At 42.3% G+C, this 17,796-nt stretch carries 17 protein-coding genes and 1 riboswitch; of the genes, 16 read left to right on the top strand and 1 reads right to left on the bottom strand.

Features of this window, described 5'->3' with window-relative positions:
* Window positions 1-99: 99 nt before the first annotated feature.
* From J8L97_RS08430 to speD, 8 genes are all read left to right on the top strand, one after another.
* Window positions 100-681 (top strand): aminodeoxychorismate/anthranilate synthase component II, encoded by a 582-nt coding sequence (locus J8L97_RS08430; RefSeq protein WP_210995766.1) that lies wholly within the window; start codon window positions 100-102, stop codon window positions 679-681.
* Window positions 682-721: 40 nt separating this feature from the next.
* Window positions 722-1,894 (top strand): HDOD domain-containing protein, encoded by a 1,173-nt coding sequence (locus J8L97_RS08435; protein WP_211048758.1) that lies wholly within the window; start codon window positions 722-724, stop codon window positions 1,892-1,894.
* Between the two features lie 314 nt (window positions 1,895-2,208).
* Window positions 2,209-3,420, top strand: a complete 1,212-nt coding sequence (locus J8L97_RS08440) for an aspartate aminotransferase family protein (RefSeq protein WP_211048760.1) — start codon at window positions 2,209-2,211, stop codon at window positions 3,418-3,420.
* 72 nt (window positions 3,421-3,492) lie between these two features.
* Window positions 3,493-4,509 (top strand): arginine N-succinyltransferase, encoded by a 1,017-nt coding sequence (gene astA, locus J8L97_RS08445; RefSeq protein WP_192508910.1) that lies wholly within the window; start codon window positions 3,493-3,495, stop codon window positions 4,507-4,509.
* Between the two features lie 16 nt (window positions 4,510-4,525).
* Window positions 4,526-5,998, top strand: coding sequence for a succinylglutamate-semialdehyde dehydrogenase (gene astD / locus J8L97_RS08450; RefSeq protein ID WP_211048762.1), 1,473 nt, complete (start codon window positions 4,526-4,528; stop codon window positions 5,996-5,998).
* Window positions 5,999-6,174: 176 nt separating this feature from the next.
* On the top strand, window positions 6,175-6,510 hold the full coding sequence (locus J8L97_RS08455; RefSeq protein WP_192508979.1) for a DUF3802 family protein: 336 nt from the start codon (window positions 6,175-6,177) through the stop codon (window positions 6,508-6,510).
* Between the two features lie 86 nt (window positions 6,511-6,596).
* Complete coding sequence (locus tag J8L97_RS08460) at window positions 6,597-7,010, top strand: OsmC family protein (protein ID WP_210995762.1); 414 nt, start codon at window positions 6,597-6,599, stop codon at window positions 7,008-7,010.
* 84 nt (window positions 7,011-7,094) lie between these two features.
* Entirely contained in the window at window positions 7,095-7,904 is an 810-nt protein-coding gene (gene speD, locus J8L97_RS08465) for an adenosylmethionine decarboxylase (RefSeq protein WP_192508907.1), read from the top strand.
* Between the two features lie 70 nt (window positions 7,905-7,974).
* Here the strand turns inward: speD and J8L97_RS08470 are convergent, their stop codons facing one another.
* Entirely contained in the window at window positions 7,975-10,077 is a 2,103-nt protein-coding gene (locus J8L97_RS08470; RefSeq protein WP_211048764.1) for a TonB-dependent receptor, read from the bottom strand.
* A gap of 100 nt (window positions 10,078-10,177) precedes the next feature.
* On the opposite strand from J8L97_RS08470, the gene J8L97_RS08475 reads away from it, so the two are divergent.
* The 8 genes from J8L97_RS08475 (at window position 10,178) to J8L97_RS08510 (ending at window position 17,778) form a co-directional block, all read left to right on the top strand.
* Complete coding sequence (locus tag J8L97_RS08475) at window positions 10,178-10,567, top strand: thioesterase family protein (RefSeq protein ID WP_211048766.1); 390 nt, start codon at window positions 10,178-10,180, stop codon at window positions 10,565-10,567.
* A gap of 94 nt (window positions 10,568-10,661) precedes the next feature.
* A complete protein-coding gene (locus J8L97_RS08480) occupies window positions 10,662-11,066 on the top strand; it encodes an META domain-containing protein (RefSeq protein WP_211048768.1) in 405 nt (134 codons plus the stop codon).
* Window positions 11,067-11,095: 29 nt separating this feature from the next.
* A riboswitch (TPP riboswitch) is annotated at window positions 11,096-11,196 on the top strand.
* Window positions 11,197-11,331: 135 nt separating this feature from the next.
* Window positions 11,332-13,284: a phosphomethylpyrimidine synthase ThiC gene (thiC, locus tag J8L97_RS08485; protein WP_247682452.1), complete on the top strand. Its 1,953-nt coding sequence runs from the start codon at window positions 11,332-11,334 to the stop codon at window positions 13,282-13,284.
* A gap of 119 nt (window positions 13,285-13,403) precedes the next feature.
* The gene (locus J8L97_RS08490) at window positions 13,404-14,432 is read left to right on the top strand and encodes an FAD-dependent oxidoreductase (RefSeq protein WP_211048769.1); all 1,029 of its coding nucleotides are present in this window, start codon (window positions 13,404-13,406) and stop codon (window positions 14,430-14,432) included.
* Window positions 14,429-14,623, top strand: coding sequence for a sulfur carrier protein ThiS (gene thiS, locus J8L97_RS08495; RefSeq protein ID WP_210995757.1), 195 nt, complete (start codon window positions 14,429-14,431; stop codon window positions 14,621-14,623). Before J8L97_RS08490 ends, thiS begins: the two co-directional genes overlap by 4 nt.
* A 3-nt stretch (window positions 14,624-14,626) precedes the next feature.
* Window positions 14,627-15,415: a thiazole synthase gene (locus J8L97_RS08500; RefSeq protein ID WP_211048771.1), complete on the top strand. Its 789-nt coding sequence runs from the start codon at window positions 14,627-14,629 to the stop codon at window positions 15,413-15,415.
* A 55-nt stretch (window positions 15,416-15,470) separates the two neighbouring features.
* A complete protein-coding gene (gene thiE / locus J8L97_RS08505; RefSeq protein WP_211048773.1) occupies window positions 15,471-16,991 on the top strand; it encodes a thiamine phosphate synthase in 1,521 nt (506 codons plus the stop codon).
* A complete protein-coding gene (locus tag J8L97_RS08510; RefSeq protein ID WP_211048775.1) occupies window positions 16,984-17,778 on the top strand; it encodes a HesA/MoeB/ThiF family protein in 795 nt (264 codons plus the stop codon). Before thiE ends, J8L97_RS08510 begins: the two co-directional genes overlap by 8 nt.
* Window positions 17,779-17,796: the final 18 nt, after the last annotated feature.

Here is a 17,796-nt window from a genome sequence, read left to right on the forward strand (position 1 = left end):
AAACCTTTGATAGGGACTAATCATGAGTCATGTTTTCTTTTTCGTTTTGCTATCAGTGAGTATGTTAAAAATTATTTTAAATGAAAGAGTGATGATTGAATGCTGTTGATGATTGATAATTATGATTCATTTACTTACAACTTAGTACAGTATTTTCAGCGATTAAATCAAGAAGTACTGGTTAAAAGAAATGATGAGCTAACACTTGCACAGATCCGAGCATTAAACCCAGAGCATATTGTACTCTCTCCTGGACCCTGTTCGCCTAACGAAGCCGGTATTTCATTATCAATAGTTGAACAGCTACAAGGAATTTATCCTATTTTAGGGATATGCTTAGGCCATCAAAGTATTGCACAAGCGCTGGGGGCGAAAGTAATTCGAGCGCGGCAGGTTATGCACGGTAAAACAAGCGTTATTCGACACAATAATGGCGGGTCATTTTTAGGACTGCCAGAGCGTTTTAGCGTATGTAGGTACCATTCTTTAGTTGTTGACAAGCATTCAATTCCCGATGCATTGAATATTACCGCTTGGACTGTCGATGAGCACCAGCAAATAGATGAAATTATGGGGCTATGCCACAATGAGTTAGCCTTAGAAGGCGTGCAATTTCACCCTGAAGCGGTTTTAACCGAGCAAGGTCTAGCATTACTTGATAACTTTCTCCGACGCTTCTAACCTATAACTGTATCATGCTAAAGGGCGAAAATATTTAGATATGGCTGAAAACACCAAGCAGATTAGGATAGCTCAAGCTTTGGCGGAACGAGCTCACGATTTACTCATAAGTCACAATTTTGCTCAGCAACAAATTGGGTACATCCATACGCTTGAAATAAACTATGGTGAGAAAATTGCGCAACGTACGATGCTGGAAGTTGAAATAGCCGCAGCTGCCAAACGACAGCAAACAAGTACCAGTCACCATAAATATATTGCGAAAGCGAGTATTCACTTACATCAAATAATAGAGTCCTCAATAGAAACTCAATTAGAAGATCTGGATAACATTTATCACGAAGTAATAGGTATTCAAGACTCAGTGCCCACTATATTGGACTTGTTGGCGGTTAAGTCTGCATCAATTGGTCGCTTAGAGCCCTTAGTGAATGATTTACCTTGGTTGGGTCGTGATCTTGTCTCTTTAGTGAACTTACCGCAATATCGAAAACAAAATACAAAAGGGACATCTATTAAGGTGGATACTCCGGCCTTGGCTTTGCGGTATTTAGGGCTCGAAAATTTGCAAATGGTGATCCCCACATTTGCTATGCGGCATTGGATGCCACATTCCACAGAGCCTTTTTCCTTACTAAAGCGTAAACTAAGGGATATGAGTATGTCGACAGCGATTACTGCTAAAGAGTTGGCACCATTATATGGTGTTAAAGAGCAGCATGCTTTTACGCTTGGAATGTTAGTTGATGTGGGAAAAATAGCGTTGACCCGTTTGTATTTACATACATTTGAAAAGGTATGGCAAAACAAAGTTCAAATAGCCCGAGATAAGAGCCATAAAGATCTTCACACTGCATTGTTAGAATTAGGGCCAGACCCACTTTTTCTAAGACATTTATTGTTAGAGCGTTCTGCAACTTTGTCTCGTACTTTGGTTGAGAAAATGGCGTTTCGATATTTGCCTTTTAATGCCGTAATGGAAGAGTTTAGCGCGGGCTATTTGCCGACGGACACTCAACATGTCACAGACCCTTTGCCATTGACTGAAGTGGTCAGGAAAGCACATGGTTACTCGCAATACTTATCATTAAAGGACAGTCAACTGATCGAGCCAGACGAAGCAGAGGTGTGGTTTATGCATTTAGGATTGTCGCAAGACGAACAAAAAAAACTGGCAAAATGCGCGTTCCAAAGCCTTCAGCTGACAATTTAGTAGAAATTAGATAAATTTTTTTACGACTATTCATTCAAGTTGAGCTTTTACTCATTTTGAATGGCGACTTGATAGCTTATAGGATCTCCTTACTTTCTTGTAGATAGTTATTCACTCACTATGAAAATTTACCCCGATCCCTTGATTAGTAAGGGCTGTGAGTAAGTCTTATATGAGACTTTTGCTTATTTTTCTGAAATAATAACCGAATGAATTTTGCACCATGTGGTAATTTTTGTGCACTGAGTCTATAAAGGTTCTTGCTTTTTATTCCACATCATAACGTGCTGTACTCAACCAAATGAGGAAAATAAATGACTATTAATCGCGAACTATTCGATCAAGTAATGGTACCGAACTACGCACCTTCAGCTATTATTCCAGTGAAGGGTGAAGGCTCTCGAGTGTGGGATCAAGATGGACGAGAGTTTATTGATTTCGCAGGCGGTATTGCGGTGAATTGTTTAGGCCATTGTCATCCCGCTTTGGTTAGTGCGCTTAAAGAACAAGGCGAAAAGATTTGGCATTTATCGAATGTAATGACAAATGAACCGTCACTACGTTTAGCGAAAAAGTTAGTTGATGCCACATTTGCAGACAAAGTATATTTTGCCAACTCTGGTGCAGAAGCAAATGAAGCGGCATTAAAGTTAGCGCGCCGTTTCGCGCTAGATAACTACGGCGAGCAAAAATCACAAATTATCTCATTTAATAAAGGCTTCCATGGTCGTACATTCTTCACTGTTACGGTGGGTGGTCAAGCGGCATATTCAGATGGTTTTGGTCCGAAGCCAGGCGATATTGCTCATTGTGACTACAATGATTTGGCTGCGTTTGAAGCACTTATTTCAGATAACACTTGTGCAGTTATGATGGAGCCATTGCAGGGTGAAGGTGGTATTGTTTCTCCTGAAGTTGACTTTGTGAAAGGCGTACGTGAGTTATGTACCAAGCACAATGCGTTATTAATTTTCGATGAAGTTCAAACAGGTGTTGGCCGTACAGGTGATTTGTACGCATATCAAGGGTTAAATGTTACGCCTGATATTTTAACAACGGCTAAAGCACTGGGCGGTGGCTTTCCAATTGGTGCAATGATCACGACAGCTGATATCGCAAAGCACCTTAAGATTGGTACGCATGGTTCAACATACGGTGGTAACCCACTAGCATGTGCTGTTGCAGAAGCTGCGTTTGACACGGTAAATACTGACGAGGTACTTACCGGAGTTAAGGCTAAGGAAGCATTGTTCCGTGAATTACTAACTGCAATTAATGATAAATATAGCGTATTCAGTGAAATCCGTGGTAAAGGTTTATTGCTAGGTGGTGTTGTTGCTGAGCAATACAAAGGTCGTGCTAAAGAGTTTTTAGTCGCTGCAACGCAAGAAGGTGTAATGTCGTTAGTTGCCGGTGCTGATGTGGTACGTTTCACACCATCACTTGTTATTCCTGAAGCGGATATTCGCGAAGGTATGGCGCGCTTTGAAAAAGCGGTAGCCAATGTTGTGGCTAACAACGCTTAATTCTTATTAGGGCCGAGCTTTCTTGGCCCTAATCTACCATCACGTGTTTTTATTTGAGGAGTAAGCGGGCTCATGATGATCCTTCGCCCAATCCAAAAAAGCGACTATCCAGCGCTTTTAAACATTGCTCATGAATCTGGGCATGGTTTTACTTCGTTACCGATTAACGAAGAGCTTTTACAAAACAAGATTGCACGCTCAGAAGCGTCTTTCAAAAAAGAAACAGATGTTCCGTTTGACGAAGGGTATTTGTTTGTACTTGAAGACAGTGAAACGGGTGAAGTTGTAGGGACTAGCGCAATTGAAGCTGCTGTTGGTCTTGATGATGCATTTTATCATTATCACTTGAGCAAAGTGATACACTCTTCGCGTACACTCGATGTTTATAAAGCAGTGGATATTCTTACGCTATGTAATGACTACACAGGTGCAACTGAACTGTGTACTTTGTTTCTCAAAGATGGTTATCGCAAAGGCTTGAATGGTAAATTACTGTCGAAATCACGCTTTATGTTTATTAAACAACACCAGCAACGTTTTGCAGATACCGTTATTGCAGAAATGCGTGGGGTATCAGACGACACCGGTCAGAGTCCATTTTGGCAGTGGCTAGAAGAGCATTTCTTCTCAATGGATTTTCCTACGGCAGATTACCTAACAGGTATTGGCCAAAAGGTCTTTATTGCTGAGTTAATGCCGAAGTACCCGATTTATGTCAATTTGCTCACAGAAGCAGCGCAAGACGTGATTGGAAAAGTACACGATAATACACGTCCTGCCATAGAGTTGTTGAAAAGTGAAGGTTTTACTTTTAATGGCTATGTCGATATTTTCGACGCGGGACCCACTGTAGAAGCGAAGGTAGACAATATTCGTACAGTTCGCGGGGCACAGAGTAAAACAGTGAAAATTGGTGATAACAGCGGTGGTTTCCCTGTGATGATTGCAAATGATAAACTTGTTGGGTATCGCGCGACAGTTGCAGATCTTCATTTTGATAGCAACAGCAATGAAGTTATCATTGGTAGTGAAATTGCGACGGCACTAAATATCGTGGATGGTGACTCGGTCAGCATCTCAACACTCTAATTTGTAGGGACTAATTATGACAACACATCCTGCTCAATTGATAAATGGCGAATGGGCTATAGGCCAAGGTACTGAATTTAATTCAGTTAATCCAGCGAATAATGACGTGATTTGGCGTGCAAATGCGGCATCTGCTGAACAAGTAGACTCAGCCGTTAACGCTGCTCGTCAGGCATTCTTTAGCTGGAGTGATTTGGAGTTCTCTGAGCGTTTAGCAATCGTTAAACGTTTTGCTGAAGTGCTAAAGGCCAATAGTGAAGAGCTTGCCATTGCGATTGCAAAAGAAACCGGTAAACCACTTTGGGAGACGCGCACTGAAGCGGGTGCTATGGTGGGGAAAATAGCAATTTCTGAAAAAGCGTATCAAGAAAGAACGGGGACAGTTGAAAATGCAATGCCGGTAGGGCGTGCGGTGATTCGTCATAAAGCACATGGGGTCGTGGCTGTATTTGGTCCTTATAACTTCCCAGGTCACTTACCAAATGGTCATATCGTGCCAGCTCTGTTGGCTGGTAATACGGTTATCTTCAAACCATCAGAATTAACGCCACAGGTTGCAGAGCTAACATTAAAGTATTGGCTAGAAGCAGGCTTGCCAGCAGGTGTGATTAACCTAGTACAAGGTGAAGTTGAAACCGGCAAAGCGTTAGCGTCTCATAAAGGGATTGATGGTTTGTTCTTTACTGGCTCTTCACGTACAGGTCATATTTTACATGAGCAGTACGCAGGTCAGCCGGGTAAGATTTTGGCGTTGGAAATGGGTGGGAATAACCCACTGATCGTTAAAGGTGCCACTGATACAAAAGCAGTGGTACATGACATTATTCAATCTGCATTTATCTCTAGTGGCCAACGCTGTACTTGTGCGCGAAAGCTATTTTTACCAACAGGTGCTCAAGGCGATGAAATTCTGGCACACCTTATTCGCGCAACGAAAGCGATTAAAGTGGGTCACTTTGATGATGCCGAACAGCCGTTCATGGGATCAATGATCTCTTCACAAGCTGCTGCGGGTATGGTTGCTGCACAACAACAGCTCCTTGATTTGGGTGCTGAGGCTTTGATTGAGTTGACGCATACGAATGGAACTGGTTTTGTAACACCGGGTATTTTAGAGTGTTCAAACGTTGCTAATTTCCCTGATGATGAGCATTTTGGTCCATTATTGAAAGTGTTCCGTTTTGATGATTTCGATGCGGCAATTGAAAAAGCGAACGATACAAGCTTTGGTTTATCAGCAGGTTTATTGAGCGATAGCGAAGCCGATTATGACTATTTCTTACGCCGTATTCGAGCTGGTATTGTGAATTGGAACCGCCCAATTACTGGCGCGTCGAGTGCTGCGCCTTTCGGTGGGATTGGGGCGTCGGGTAATCATAGAGCAAGTGCTTATTATGCCGCTGATTACTGCGCGTATCCAGTCGCTTCAGTGGAGCTTGAAAAAGTGACATTACCAGGCGCATTAAGTCCAGGTCTAAATATCGATTAAAGGTACTGGTAAGCTTGGTTCTCGGGATAAACTCCCGTATTATCCAAGTCTTTAGAATGATAAAAAGCAGCTCTGGCTGCTTTTTTCTATTTGTCGAGGCTACAAAAGTAGCAATAGGGTTTACTTTCTGCTTAAATCAATAGGAGATATCTTTGATACAATCAGGTGGGCAAAGTATGGTGTTAGATAAGCAAGGATATGACGAGTTAGTCATGTATTTAACGCAAAATTTAACCTTGTTTGAAAAGCCAGGTGAGATAAAGCCTGGTGCGCCAAAAGTGATGGAGTTAATCGAAGATGTGATAGCTGAAAATGTCATTCGCATTTGCGAACAACATACAGAGCTCACAACAGAACAACGTAGCTTGATTGTGCGTGAGGTCGATGGCATTGTATATGACTTACAAGAAGTGCTTTCAAGTGTGACAGATCAACATGTCACGGTAGAGCAAAACGCATTTATTGAAGAATTTGCTGGCTTGGTTAAGAACTTATTTGATTCAGCAGTTTAAGCTAAGTAGACACTGCGATAAAGGCAGTCAATGATTTTTATAACACCGCCTTAAGGCGGTGTTATAGTTTATAAAGAGGTAGTAGCATGCAAGCAAATGTAAAATGGGTAGAAGGCGACACGTTTATTGGTCGTTCAGAGTCAGGACATGCAGTAGTATTTGATACCGGTGCAGATGGCACAGCACCAAGCCCGATGGAAATGGTACTGATGTCTGCTGGTTGCTGCTCTTCTGTTGATGTGGTGAGTATTTTAAAAAAAGCAAAACAACAAATTGAAAACGTTGAAGTAAAACTTACCAGCGAACGCGCAGAGTCAGCACCTAGAGTATTCACCAAAATGAATCTACACTTTGTTGTGACTGGTACTGATGTGTCAGAAAAGCACTTAGCAAGAGCCGTTCAATTGTCAGCTGAAAAGTATTGTTCTGTGGCGTTAATGCTTGATAAATCAGTAAAAATTACGCATAGTCATGAAGTCGTAGCTGGTGGTGTAAAATAACCCTTTTTCATAGTCTAATTTTCGTATAAAATCCGCGAACTTTTCGTTCTGCATCGCAGATTTACAGTTTAAAGGTTGTCTATCGTGAACAAGCCCTTTGATAAAATTAAACTCCATGGCTTTAACAACTTAACTAAGAGTTTAAGCTTCAGTATTTACGATATTTGCTATGCTAAAACAGAGCAACAGCGTAAAGAGTATCTAGAATATATTGATGAGCAGTACAGTGCTGATCGACTAACGGATATTTTGAAAGACGTAGTGGATATTATTGGCGCTAATGTATTGAACATTGCGCGTCAAGATTACGATCCTCAAGGGGCAAGTGTGACGATATTAGTATCAGAAGAACCTGTTGAACAGCAGACTTTTGATAGTAATGAAACGCCAGGACCATTGCCTGAATCTGTGGTGGCGCATTTAGATAAAAGCCACATCTGTGTGCATACTTATCCTGAAGCGCACCCGAATGACGGCATATGTACTTTTAGAGCGGATATTGAAGTGTCAACCTGTGGTGTAATTTCGCCACTAAAAGCACTTAACTTCTTAATTCATTCGCTAGAGTCTGATGTGGTTACGATTGATTACCGTGTACGAGGCTTTACGAGAGATATTAGTGGGGTAAAGCATTACATTGATCATGCGATTCATTCGATTCAAAATTACATGAGCGAAGATACAAAAGAAGCCTATCAAATGTTAGATGTGAATGTGTATCAAGAGAACTTATTTCACACAAAAATGATGCTAAAAGAAACGGACCTTAATACGTACTTATTCGGTATTACGACAGATGATTTGAGTAGCGATGAGGAAGAAGAGATCCGCACGCGTTTGAATCGTGAAATTCAAGAAGTGTTTTATGGGCGTAATTTACCTGACGTCGAGTAAATACGGTTACTGGGTAATACAAAAAAGCGCTCGATGATTGAGCGCTTTTTTGTTAGATGAGCTGTCTAATTTATAATTGATAGCTCAATGTTAGTCCGGCAACTCGTGGTTCTCCATACTGCACAAAGGTTTCAGTGTCATAATCTTTTAATGCATTATTACCAAACCTAAACCCTCTCACAGGCACATCACGGTTTGCTAAATTACGCCCCCATGCTGTCAGTGTCCAGTTTTCGCCATAGTAACTAATACTTGCATTGATTAGGTTTTGGTTGTCCGATTGTGCGTTATGGCTATTTGAGTAGTAATAATCATCTTTTCCTTCAATGCCAATTTGTGCTTCTAAGTTATCACTTAGGAAGTAGTTGGCCCGTATAGCATATTGATACCTTGGTGCTTGTGCTTGCTCTCGACCATCTTGGTCTATGCCGCTTTGAGTAATGAAGTCTTCAATTTTTGTATCAAGATAGCCGGCACTATAGGTAAAACTTAATCGGTCAGTATATTGAAAGTTGCCTTCTAATTCTAAGCCGTAGTTACGGCCTTTACTAGCGTTAGCTATATAGCCCGCAAACTGCTGATCTTGTACCTGGAAGACTTTTAGCTGCATATCTTCTCGGTGCATGTAGAATGCACTTAAACTTAGCGTGTGACGTTGATCTTGTGATTGTCCTTTTACGCCAAACTCGGCATTCCACAGATATTCAGGTGCAAACGTATGATTTTCGGTTGGTACACTTAGGCCTTCGTCATTCGCTTTAGCGAGAGCTTCGCCATTGATACCGCCTATTTTGTAACTGCGAGATAGGCTGGTGTAAATCATTGTGCGAGGTACAACCTGATACTCTAATGCGAGTTTTGTGCCCCACATGGTGTCGTCAGTTTTATCTATGATCTGATTGTTATCAAAGTAGTCCGTGCTGTATCGCTCAGCACGTACACCAGTGATGAGATCAAGGTTTTCTGCTAAGCGTGTTATTTTTTGTCCGTATAACGCGATTTGGCTGACACTATTATTAGAATTGAAGTCAGGGTCATTATAGGTGTACTCGCGTGTAAGCTCTACGTCACGACGCTGTGCGAACAACCCAGTTACCCAATCACTGTCTTTACCCGATAATCTGAATTCTAATGTACCGCGTTGATGATCGCGAGCGTAACTGTCTTTTGATTTATAGCTATATGGATGAAGTCCTGGTGCGCATAATACTGGTTGTTTCGAGTCATTACATACCCAATCTTCGTCATAGCTATACAGTGTATCAGCGTTTAAATGCGTGGTGGTCATGTCTAAATTAAACAGTTCGCTGCCGCTATATTTAGCACTAAGTGCGATGGCATTACTTTTTTGGTTATCTTTTCCAGGTTCATCGGCAACACTATTGCGACTGTTGTCTAAGGTAAAACCATCGTAGCCATTATCAATATCTATGTTATGTGCAGTAATGTGTGTTTCTAGTGTATTGCTCCACACGGTGTGTAGCTTTAATCGTGCTACTTGTTCATCTTGTTGATTAGTTGGTTTGTTTAGATAGAGCCCGTCTACGTATCCATCAGAACGTTTTTTAAAAAAGCTCACTCGGGCTGATGTATCTTCGGTAATGCCTGTGCCCGCAGCGATACCAGCTTCTTTACCACTATAATTACTGATACCAAGTTTTAAATTAAGTGCATTACTTGATGTGGGTGCAGTTGACTGCATATCGATCATGCCAGCCATAGCATCAGCACCAAATCGAGTCCCTTGTGGTCCGCGGTAAATCGCCACTTGTTCAACATCAAACAATAACGCGCTACCGCCTAAGCCTGAATAATTAATACCATCAATTTGCATGCCTACACTTGGGTGGATTGGGTCAACAAATTGTGAACGTAAGCCGATGCCACGTATTTGGATAAAGCGGCCACGAGATGCTCCAGCGGTGAAATTAACATTTGCAGCACTGTTTAAAATTTCATCTAAGTATGAAGCGCCTCTGGTTGTATACGCTTGTTGGTCAAATACAGAGGCACTGGCACTGAGTGTGAGTAAGCTTTCTTTATGAAAATCTCCTATGACTTCAATTTGTTCAATGTTCTTGTCATCCGCGATAACAGAAGGTGAAATTAAGGGTAAAAGTGTAGCAGCAAGGCATGAGAGTTTTAGCTTTATCATATTTTTGAATGGTTCCATTTGAGTTGGCAACATTTTAGCAAAAGCAGGACAACTTAGAATCATTATCATCTAGAAATATGGTATAAAAACATTCAATTTTTGTTTTCAGGAAGTGTTTGTGCCTTTTTCAGTAGATTTTAAAGTAAGAGATTATGAATGTGACTTACAAGGGATAGTAAACAACAGTGTATATTTTAACTATTTAGAGCATGCAAGGCATGAATTTTTATTGTTTAAAGGGCTGGACTTTGCCGAGTTAGCAAAACGGAAAATTAACTTGGTAGTGATCCGCTCAGAAGTCGATTATAAAAGTTCATTGAAACCTGGAGATGCTTTTTTTGTCGAAGTCGAGGCTGTCAGAGTAAGCAAACTTAAATCGCAATTTATCCAGCGGCTAGTGAGAAAGGCTGATGCCAAAGTGATGTTAGATGCGGTGATTACATGGACATCAGTGAATGCTCGAGGAAAGCCGTACCTAGAGAAGGAAATTGAATGTGTTTTCAGTTGATTTTTGTTTTTTTTGTCCATAAAAAGTATGGTTTTCACAATTGAAAATGAATAACAGTGTATACTAGCTTTAATTCAGTTTTATTTGGTTTACCATGAAAATCAGCATGTTTTTATGCGCGTTGGGCGCTTTTTTAGTTGGTTGTTCGTCAACAGGGAAGGTAAGCAATGAGCAACTAAAATATACACAATGGCAACTTACTCATATAGGTAAGGAAGTGATCTTAGACTCGGCTATTTCATTACAGTTTATAGAAGCAATGCAAGTGAACGGCTTTACTGGGTGTAATCGATTCTTTGGTGCTGGTCGCATAGAAAGTGAGCAACTGTTTGTAAGTAATATAGGGATGACTAGAAAGTTTTGCGAAGGGTCAATTAATGAAACGGAACAACTGCTGTTGAACATGCTGGAAATTGGTGTACCGACGAAAATAGAAAATGGAGATTTAATATTAAATGGTCAGCCACGCTTAAAATTTAAATCTATCGTTGCAGGTTAATCCGTTCTTAAGTAGACTCGTCTCTAATTCGTTACTTGTCGGAGTGCCCATTGGGCTGAGATCGCATTCGTGCGGGATCCGTGAACCTGATCAGGCTAACACCTGCGTAGGGAACAAGCTGCCTGTATTGCAAGCATAAAGTTTGTAGGCTGCCATAAATTATGACACTGTTGAAGTGACATAATTTAGATCTTCTGAGGGCCACCTCATCTCGCTCCTTTATTGGAGTTCTGACAAGACACCTTAAATAATAATGAGGCAAGTCATGTCAAATAATAGTAGCAAACCGTCCCGTCGTGAAACTCGAGCAGCAGCATCTGAGTATATTTATAACTTAACCGGACAACCTTTCCCCAGTTCTCATAAAGTATATGTTGATGGCAGCGCAGCTGGTGTACGTGTTGGTATGCGTGAAATCATTCAATCAGACAGCTTTGTAGGAGGGACAGAAGAAGATCCCATCTATGAGAAAAATGAACCTATTCGTGTTTATGATACATCGGGCCCGTATACCGATCCTGACTTTGAATTGAATGTTCGTGAAGGTCTTCCTAAATTTAGGCAAGCTTGGATTGATGCACGTGAGGATACACAGTGGTTAGACTCTGTTACTTCTCAGTTTTCTCAACAGCGTATGGCTGATGAAGGACTTGATCACCTTCGTTTTGAGCATTTACCAAAAATCCGTTGCGCAAAGCCGGGTAAGAATGTCACGCAGATGTATTATGCACGCCAAGGTATTGTAACACCTGAAATGGAATACGTAGCAATACGCGAAAACATGGGCCGTGCGAAACTACGAAAAGAGATTTTGGCTGAGCAGCATAAGGGTAACTCTTTTGGTGCCTCTATTCCGGAATTTATTACTCCAGAGTTTGTCCGTGATGAAATTGCCCGCGGCCGTGCTATTTTACCTAACAACATCAACCACCCTGAGTCAGAACCCATGATTGTTGGCCGTAACTTTTTAGTAAAAGTTAATGCGAACATAGGTAATTCTTCGGTGACTTCATCAATTGAAGAAGAGGTAGAGAAATTAGTTTGGTCTACCCGCTGGGGGGCAGATACAGTTATGGATCTATCGACTGGACGTTACATTCATGAAACTCGGGAATGGGTTGTACGCAACTCACCAGTACCAATTGGTACTGTACCTATTTACCAAGCGTTGGAAAAAGTGAATGGCGTTGCTGAAGATCTGACGTGGGAAATTTTCCGCGATACCTTAATAGAGCAAGCTGAGCAAGGCGTAGATTACTTCACTATTCATGCGGGTGTATTGTTACGTTATGTGCCAATGACGGCAAAGCGTGTGACTGGCATTGTATCGCGTGGTGGCTCAATCATGGCGAAGTGGTGTTTAGCGCACCACAAAGAAAACTTCTTATACACGCACTTTGAAGATATTTGTGAAATTATGCAGCAGTATGATGTGTGTTTCTCTTTAGGTGATGGCTTGCGTCCTGGTTCTATTGCTGATGCTAATGATGAAGCACAGTTTTCTGAACTACGTACATTGGGTGAGCTCACTAAGTTGGCTTGGAAACATGACGTACAGGTGTTCATTGAAGGGCCAGGTCATGTGCCAATGCACATGATAGAAGAGAATATGAAGGAGCAGTTAGAGCATTGTCATGAAGCCCCTTTTTATACCTTAGGTCCATTGACGACTGATATTGCCCCTGGCTATGACCATTTTACTTCAGGAATTGGTGCCGCACAAATCGCATGGTATGGCTGTGCGATGTTGTGTTATGTGACGCCAAAAGAGCACCTTGGCTTACCGAACAAAGAAGACGTAAAAGAAGGCTTGATCACTTATAAAATTGCAGCACATGCTGCTGATTTGGCCAAAGGTCACCCCGGCGCACAGGTACGTGATAATGCACTGTCAAAAGCGCGCTTTGAATTCCGCTGGCACGATCAGTTTAACCTAGGATTAGACCCTGACCGAGCTCGCCAATACCATGATGAAACTTTGCCGCAAGAGTCCGGAAAAGTGGCACACTTCTGTTCTATGTGTGGGCCTAAGTTTTGCTCAATGAAAATCACTCAAGAAGTACGTGATTATGCAAAAGACTTAGAAGCCCGTGGTATTGATCCGAATAATGTAGGTGATGCCATTGAAATAAAAATGGTCGATGTGGAAGCTGAAATGAAAGCAAAGTCAGATGAATTTAAAAGCACAGGTTCTGAAATTTATCACAAAGCTGTCTAATGCAATACGCTTGAACTGAGGGCGTTTTCCTCACTTTTATCTAATGGCAAGTTATATAATGTGGAATACGTGATGTAACTTGTCTTGGGTACACCACTGTCACGTGTGAATAGGGCGTTATGATGGGCAAACCAAAAGTTGCGATTTTAGGGCTTGGGCTGGTAGGGCGTGTGGCTGCGCTAATGTTACATGAAAAGTGTCATGTTAGTGTCTACGAAGCCAGCGATGAACATGCCAGTAGTAGTGCTGGTGCATTAGCTGCTGCGATGTTGGCGCCATTGGCTGAGTCAGTCATTTGTGAAACTGATTTGGCAGAGCTAGGCCTTAAATCAATGGCAATGTGGCCAAGTTTGTTAGCGAAGTTACCTGAACCGGTATTTTTTCAGCAAATGGGCACATTAATCGTTGCTCATGCGCAAGATAAAGGCGATCTAAATAGCTTTTCCCAGCGTTTAAAACCCTTAAAAGGTCAGGAAGCACAAGTATTAAACAGCGCATATATTAATGAACTTGAGCCTGAATTGGCAGGGCGGTTTCATCAAGGATTGTATTTACCATGTGAAGGGCAACTAGATAACTTGGCATTTTATCGGGCTAGTTTTTCCTATTTGCAAAAGAAAGGCGTGCAATTTCAGTTTAATCGTCATATCACGCTCAGGACGGCTACAACCGAGTTTATGACTGTCGATGGCCAGTATTTTGATAGGGTCATTGATTGTCGAGGACTTGGTGCACAAAATGAGTCGGCAGATTTACGCGGTGTAAGAGGGGAGGTTGCACGAGTGCATGCACCAGAGGTTGAACTCAATCGACCTGTGAGATTAATGCATCCCCGCTATCCAATTTATATTGCGCCTAAGCCAAATAATGAGTTTGTGATAGGGGCAACTGAGATTGAATCGCAAGACAATGGCCCTATTTCTGTACGTTCAACGCTAGAGTTGCTGTCAGCCGCCTATACCGTACACAGTGGCTTTTGTGAAGCGCGAGTGATGGCTATTAATGCTGGTTTAAGGCCTGCGTTTAGTGATAATAGGCCGCGTGTTGAACATTGTGGGAATGTGATACGTATTAACGGGTTGTATCGCCACGGTTATTTACTTGCACCGGCTTTGGTGTCTGAAGCACTTAGTAAAGGGTTGTTATGAAAGTAGTTTTTAATGGTGAAACGACACAGTTGAACACGCCAAATTTACGTGAATTCATTTTGGCTAAAGGGGCGAAAGAACCTTTTGCCGTGGCGGTCAATGGCGAATTTGTGCCACGTAGCCACTGTGCTGAAATGGTGCTTAAAGCAGGGGATAGCATTGATTTACTGTCCCCTATTCAAGGCGGATAGATTATGCGTGAGAACACCCCGTTAACTATTTATGGAGAGACATTCTCTAATCGTTTGCTGATAGGCTCTGCGCTGTATCCATCACCAAAAATTATGCAAGAATCAATTGTAGCGACCGGTTCGGAAATAGTGACTGTGTCATTGCGTCGACAAAATTCAGTGGCTGCTGGTGAGGATTTTTGGCAGTTAATTAAAGACACAGGATTGAAAGTACTGCCCAATACCGCGGGTTGTCACAGTGTAAAAGAAGTGGTAACGCTGGCAAAAATGTGTCGAGAAGTGTTTGTAACCGATTGGATAAAATTAGAACTGATTGGGGATGAATATAATCTGCAGCCAGATCCAATTGCCTTGTTAGAGGCGACTGAAATATTATTAAACGATGGGTTTAAAGTACTACCTTATTGCACCGATGATTTGGTCTTGTGTCAACGTTTAGCGGCATTAGGCTGTGAGGTGCTGATGCCTTGGGGGGCACCCATCGGCACAGGTAAAGGGTTACTGAATCCTTATAACCTAAAAACCATTCGAGAGCGCTTACCTAATATGACATTGATAGTTGATGCAGGTCTTGGTTTGCCCTCTCACGCTTGCCAAGCGTTAGAAATGGGGTACGATGCGGTGTTATTGAATTCTGCGATTGCAGGGGCTGGTTGCCCTGTTTCTATGGCGAGCGCTTTTTCTCACGCGGTCAGTGCAGGGCGTGCTGCTTACCTGGCACAAGCGATGCCGGAAAAAGAGGTTGCAGCCCCTTCAACGCCAACCATGGGTATGCCTTTTTGGCATCAATAATGATGACGTGAAGAACCATGATAGAAACGAATGAGAACAATTTTAAGGAGCCTTAATGGCGGATGTTGTATGGAGTATAGCTGGGTCTGATTCTGGCGGAGGCGCTGGTATTCAAGCTGATATTAAGGCAATGCAAAGTTTTAATGTGCATGCTTGTACTGTGATAACGGCGTTGACGGCACAAAATAGTTTAGGGGTTGAAGCGCTCAATGCTATGTCAACAGATGTCATTGAATCTCAGTTCCAAGCGCTTATTCACGATATGCCAGCCAAAGTGATTAAAATTGGCATGTTGGCAAACGTGCAGCAAATCCAGTTGGTTGCTGAACATTTGAGTCACTATAAACGAACATGGGCAGAGCCTCCGGTAATTGTGTATGACCCAGTTGCAATAGCAACCAGTGGGGATTTATTAACAGAAGAAGATACGGTGGATGCCCTGAAAACCCACCTGCTGCCTTTAGTTGACGTGATCACACCGAACACCCATGAAACACAGCTGCTCACTGGGGTATATTTAATTGGTCCTAGTGCTGTGAAAGAAGCCGCCCAGAAACTCCAAGCATTCGGTGCTAAGTCTGTTGTGATTAAAGGCGGACATTGGGACTTCCCTAAAGGGTACTGTGTCGATTTTGCTTTGTCAGATGAGCAAGAGGAGTATTGGTTGGGGAATGAAGCGGTTGTTACACCGCATACCCATGGTACTGGATGCAGTCTCGCGTCTGCTATTGCAGCCTGCTTGGCCAAAGGCTACCCACTTAAAGATGCGTTTATTTTGGGTAAAGCCTATATCAACAAGGGGCTGCATTTTGGTAGGCGCTATGGTGAAGGAATAGGGCCTGTGGCTCATACGTCTTTTCCAGAAGAATTACAGTATTTTCCGCAAGTAATAGAAGCTGGTAGCTGGCTAGGTGATGAACTTGAGTTGGAAACACCCTCTGAGTTTAACTTTTCAGCGGGGTTTGCCAGTACGGGAGGGGAGTTAGGCTTATATGCTGTCGTTGATACGCTCGATTGGGTCGAAAAGTGTTTGGCTGCGGGTGTACCAACAGTACAGTTACGCGTTAAAGACGCTCAGTCGCCGACCTTAGAGCAGGATATTGAAACTGCGATTGCCTTAGGCAAAAAATATCAAGGGCGTGTCTTTATCAATGATCATTGGCAGTTAGCTATTCAGCACGGCGCATATGGTGTGCATTTAGGTCAAGAGGACTTAGATAAAGCCAATTTAGCTGCCATTCAGGGCGCTGGGTTGTGCTTAGGTGTATCAACGCACGGCTTTTATGAAATGGTTCGTGCGCATAACTATAGGCCAAGCTATTTAGCGTTTGGCGCTATTTACCCGACAACGACTAAAGATATGACGGGCCAAATTCAAGGCTTAGAAAAGTTACAGCACTTTGTGCCACTAATGCGTGATACATATCCAACGGTTGCGATTGGTGGGATAGATTTAACGCGTGCTACACAAGTTGCAGAGACTGGAGTGGGTAGTGTCGCTGTGGTAAGAGCAATTACTGAAGCAGATGACTATGAAGCGGCTATCTCGCAATTACAAGTTATGATCAATGGTTGAACCTAGCAAAGGCGCTCCCTCTTCTTTGAACGATGAACCACTGGTATTAACAGAGAAAGAGCAGATCCGTTATAGCCGACATTTACTGCTCAGTGAAGTAGGGATGCAAGGGCAGTTAAAATTAAAAAATGCACATGTCTGTGTTGTCGGCTGTGGTGGGTTAGGGAGTCCTGCTTTGTTGTATTTGGCCGCTGCTGGCATTGGTAAATTGACGTTTATTGATGACGATGAAGTGGATTTATCTAATTTACAGCGGCAAATTTTATACAAGATAAATCACTTAGGGCAGAGAAAAGCAAAAGCCGCGAGTAAAGTGTTGGCCAGTTTGAATAACCAAATTGATTTGCAGCCCGTTCATGTACGCATTGATAGGCATAATATCATGCAGCATTTAAGTTCAGCAGATATTGTGCTTGATTGCAGTGACAATTATCAAACACGTTATTTGTTGAATCACTTTTGCCAAACACAAAAAAGCGTATTAATCTCTGGGGCGGCAATTGGGACGCATGGGCAAGTCATGTGTTTTGATTTTAGGCAACCATCGCCGTGCTACGCGTGTATATTTCCGCAAAGTGATGAAGAAGCACCGCTTAATTGTGATAATTTTGGTGTATTAGGGCCATTGCTGGGTATGATAGGGTCGATGCAAGCGCTTTCTGCCGTGAATGTGTTGTTGGGACATGTTTCAGGTAGCAGTATGCGTCAAGTGGATGGGATGAGCCTCTCTGTACGAGAGTTTAAGCTGCATACGGATCCTGAGTGCCATCATTGTAGGCATATATAATCAGTGATAATACTAAAG

It is taken from the genome of Pseudoalteromonas sp. MMG012 (genome assembly GCF_018100875.1).
Lineage (GTDB): Bacteria > Pseudomonadota > Gammaproteobacteria > Enterobacterales > Alteromonadaceae > Pseudoalteromonas > Pseudoalteromonas aurantia.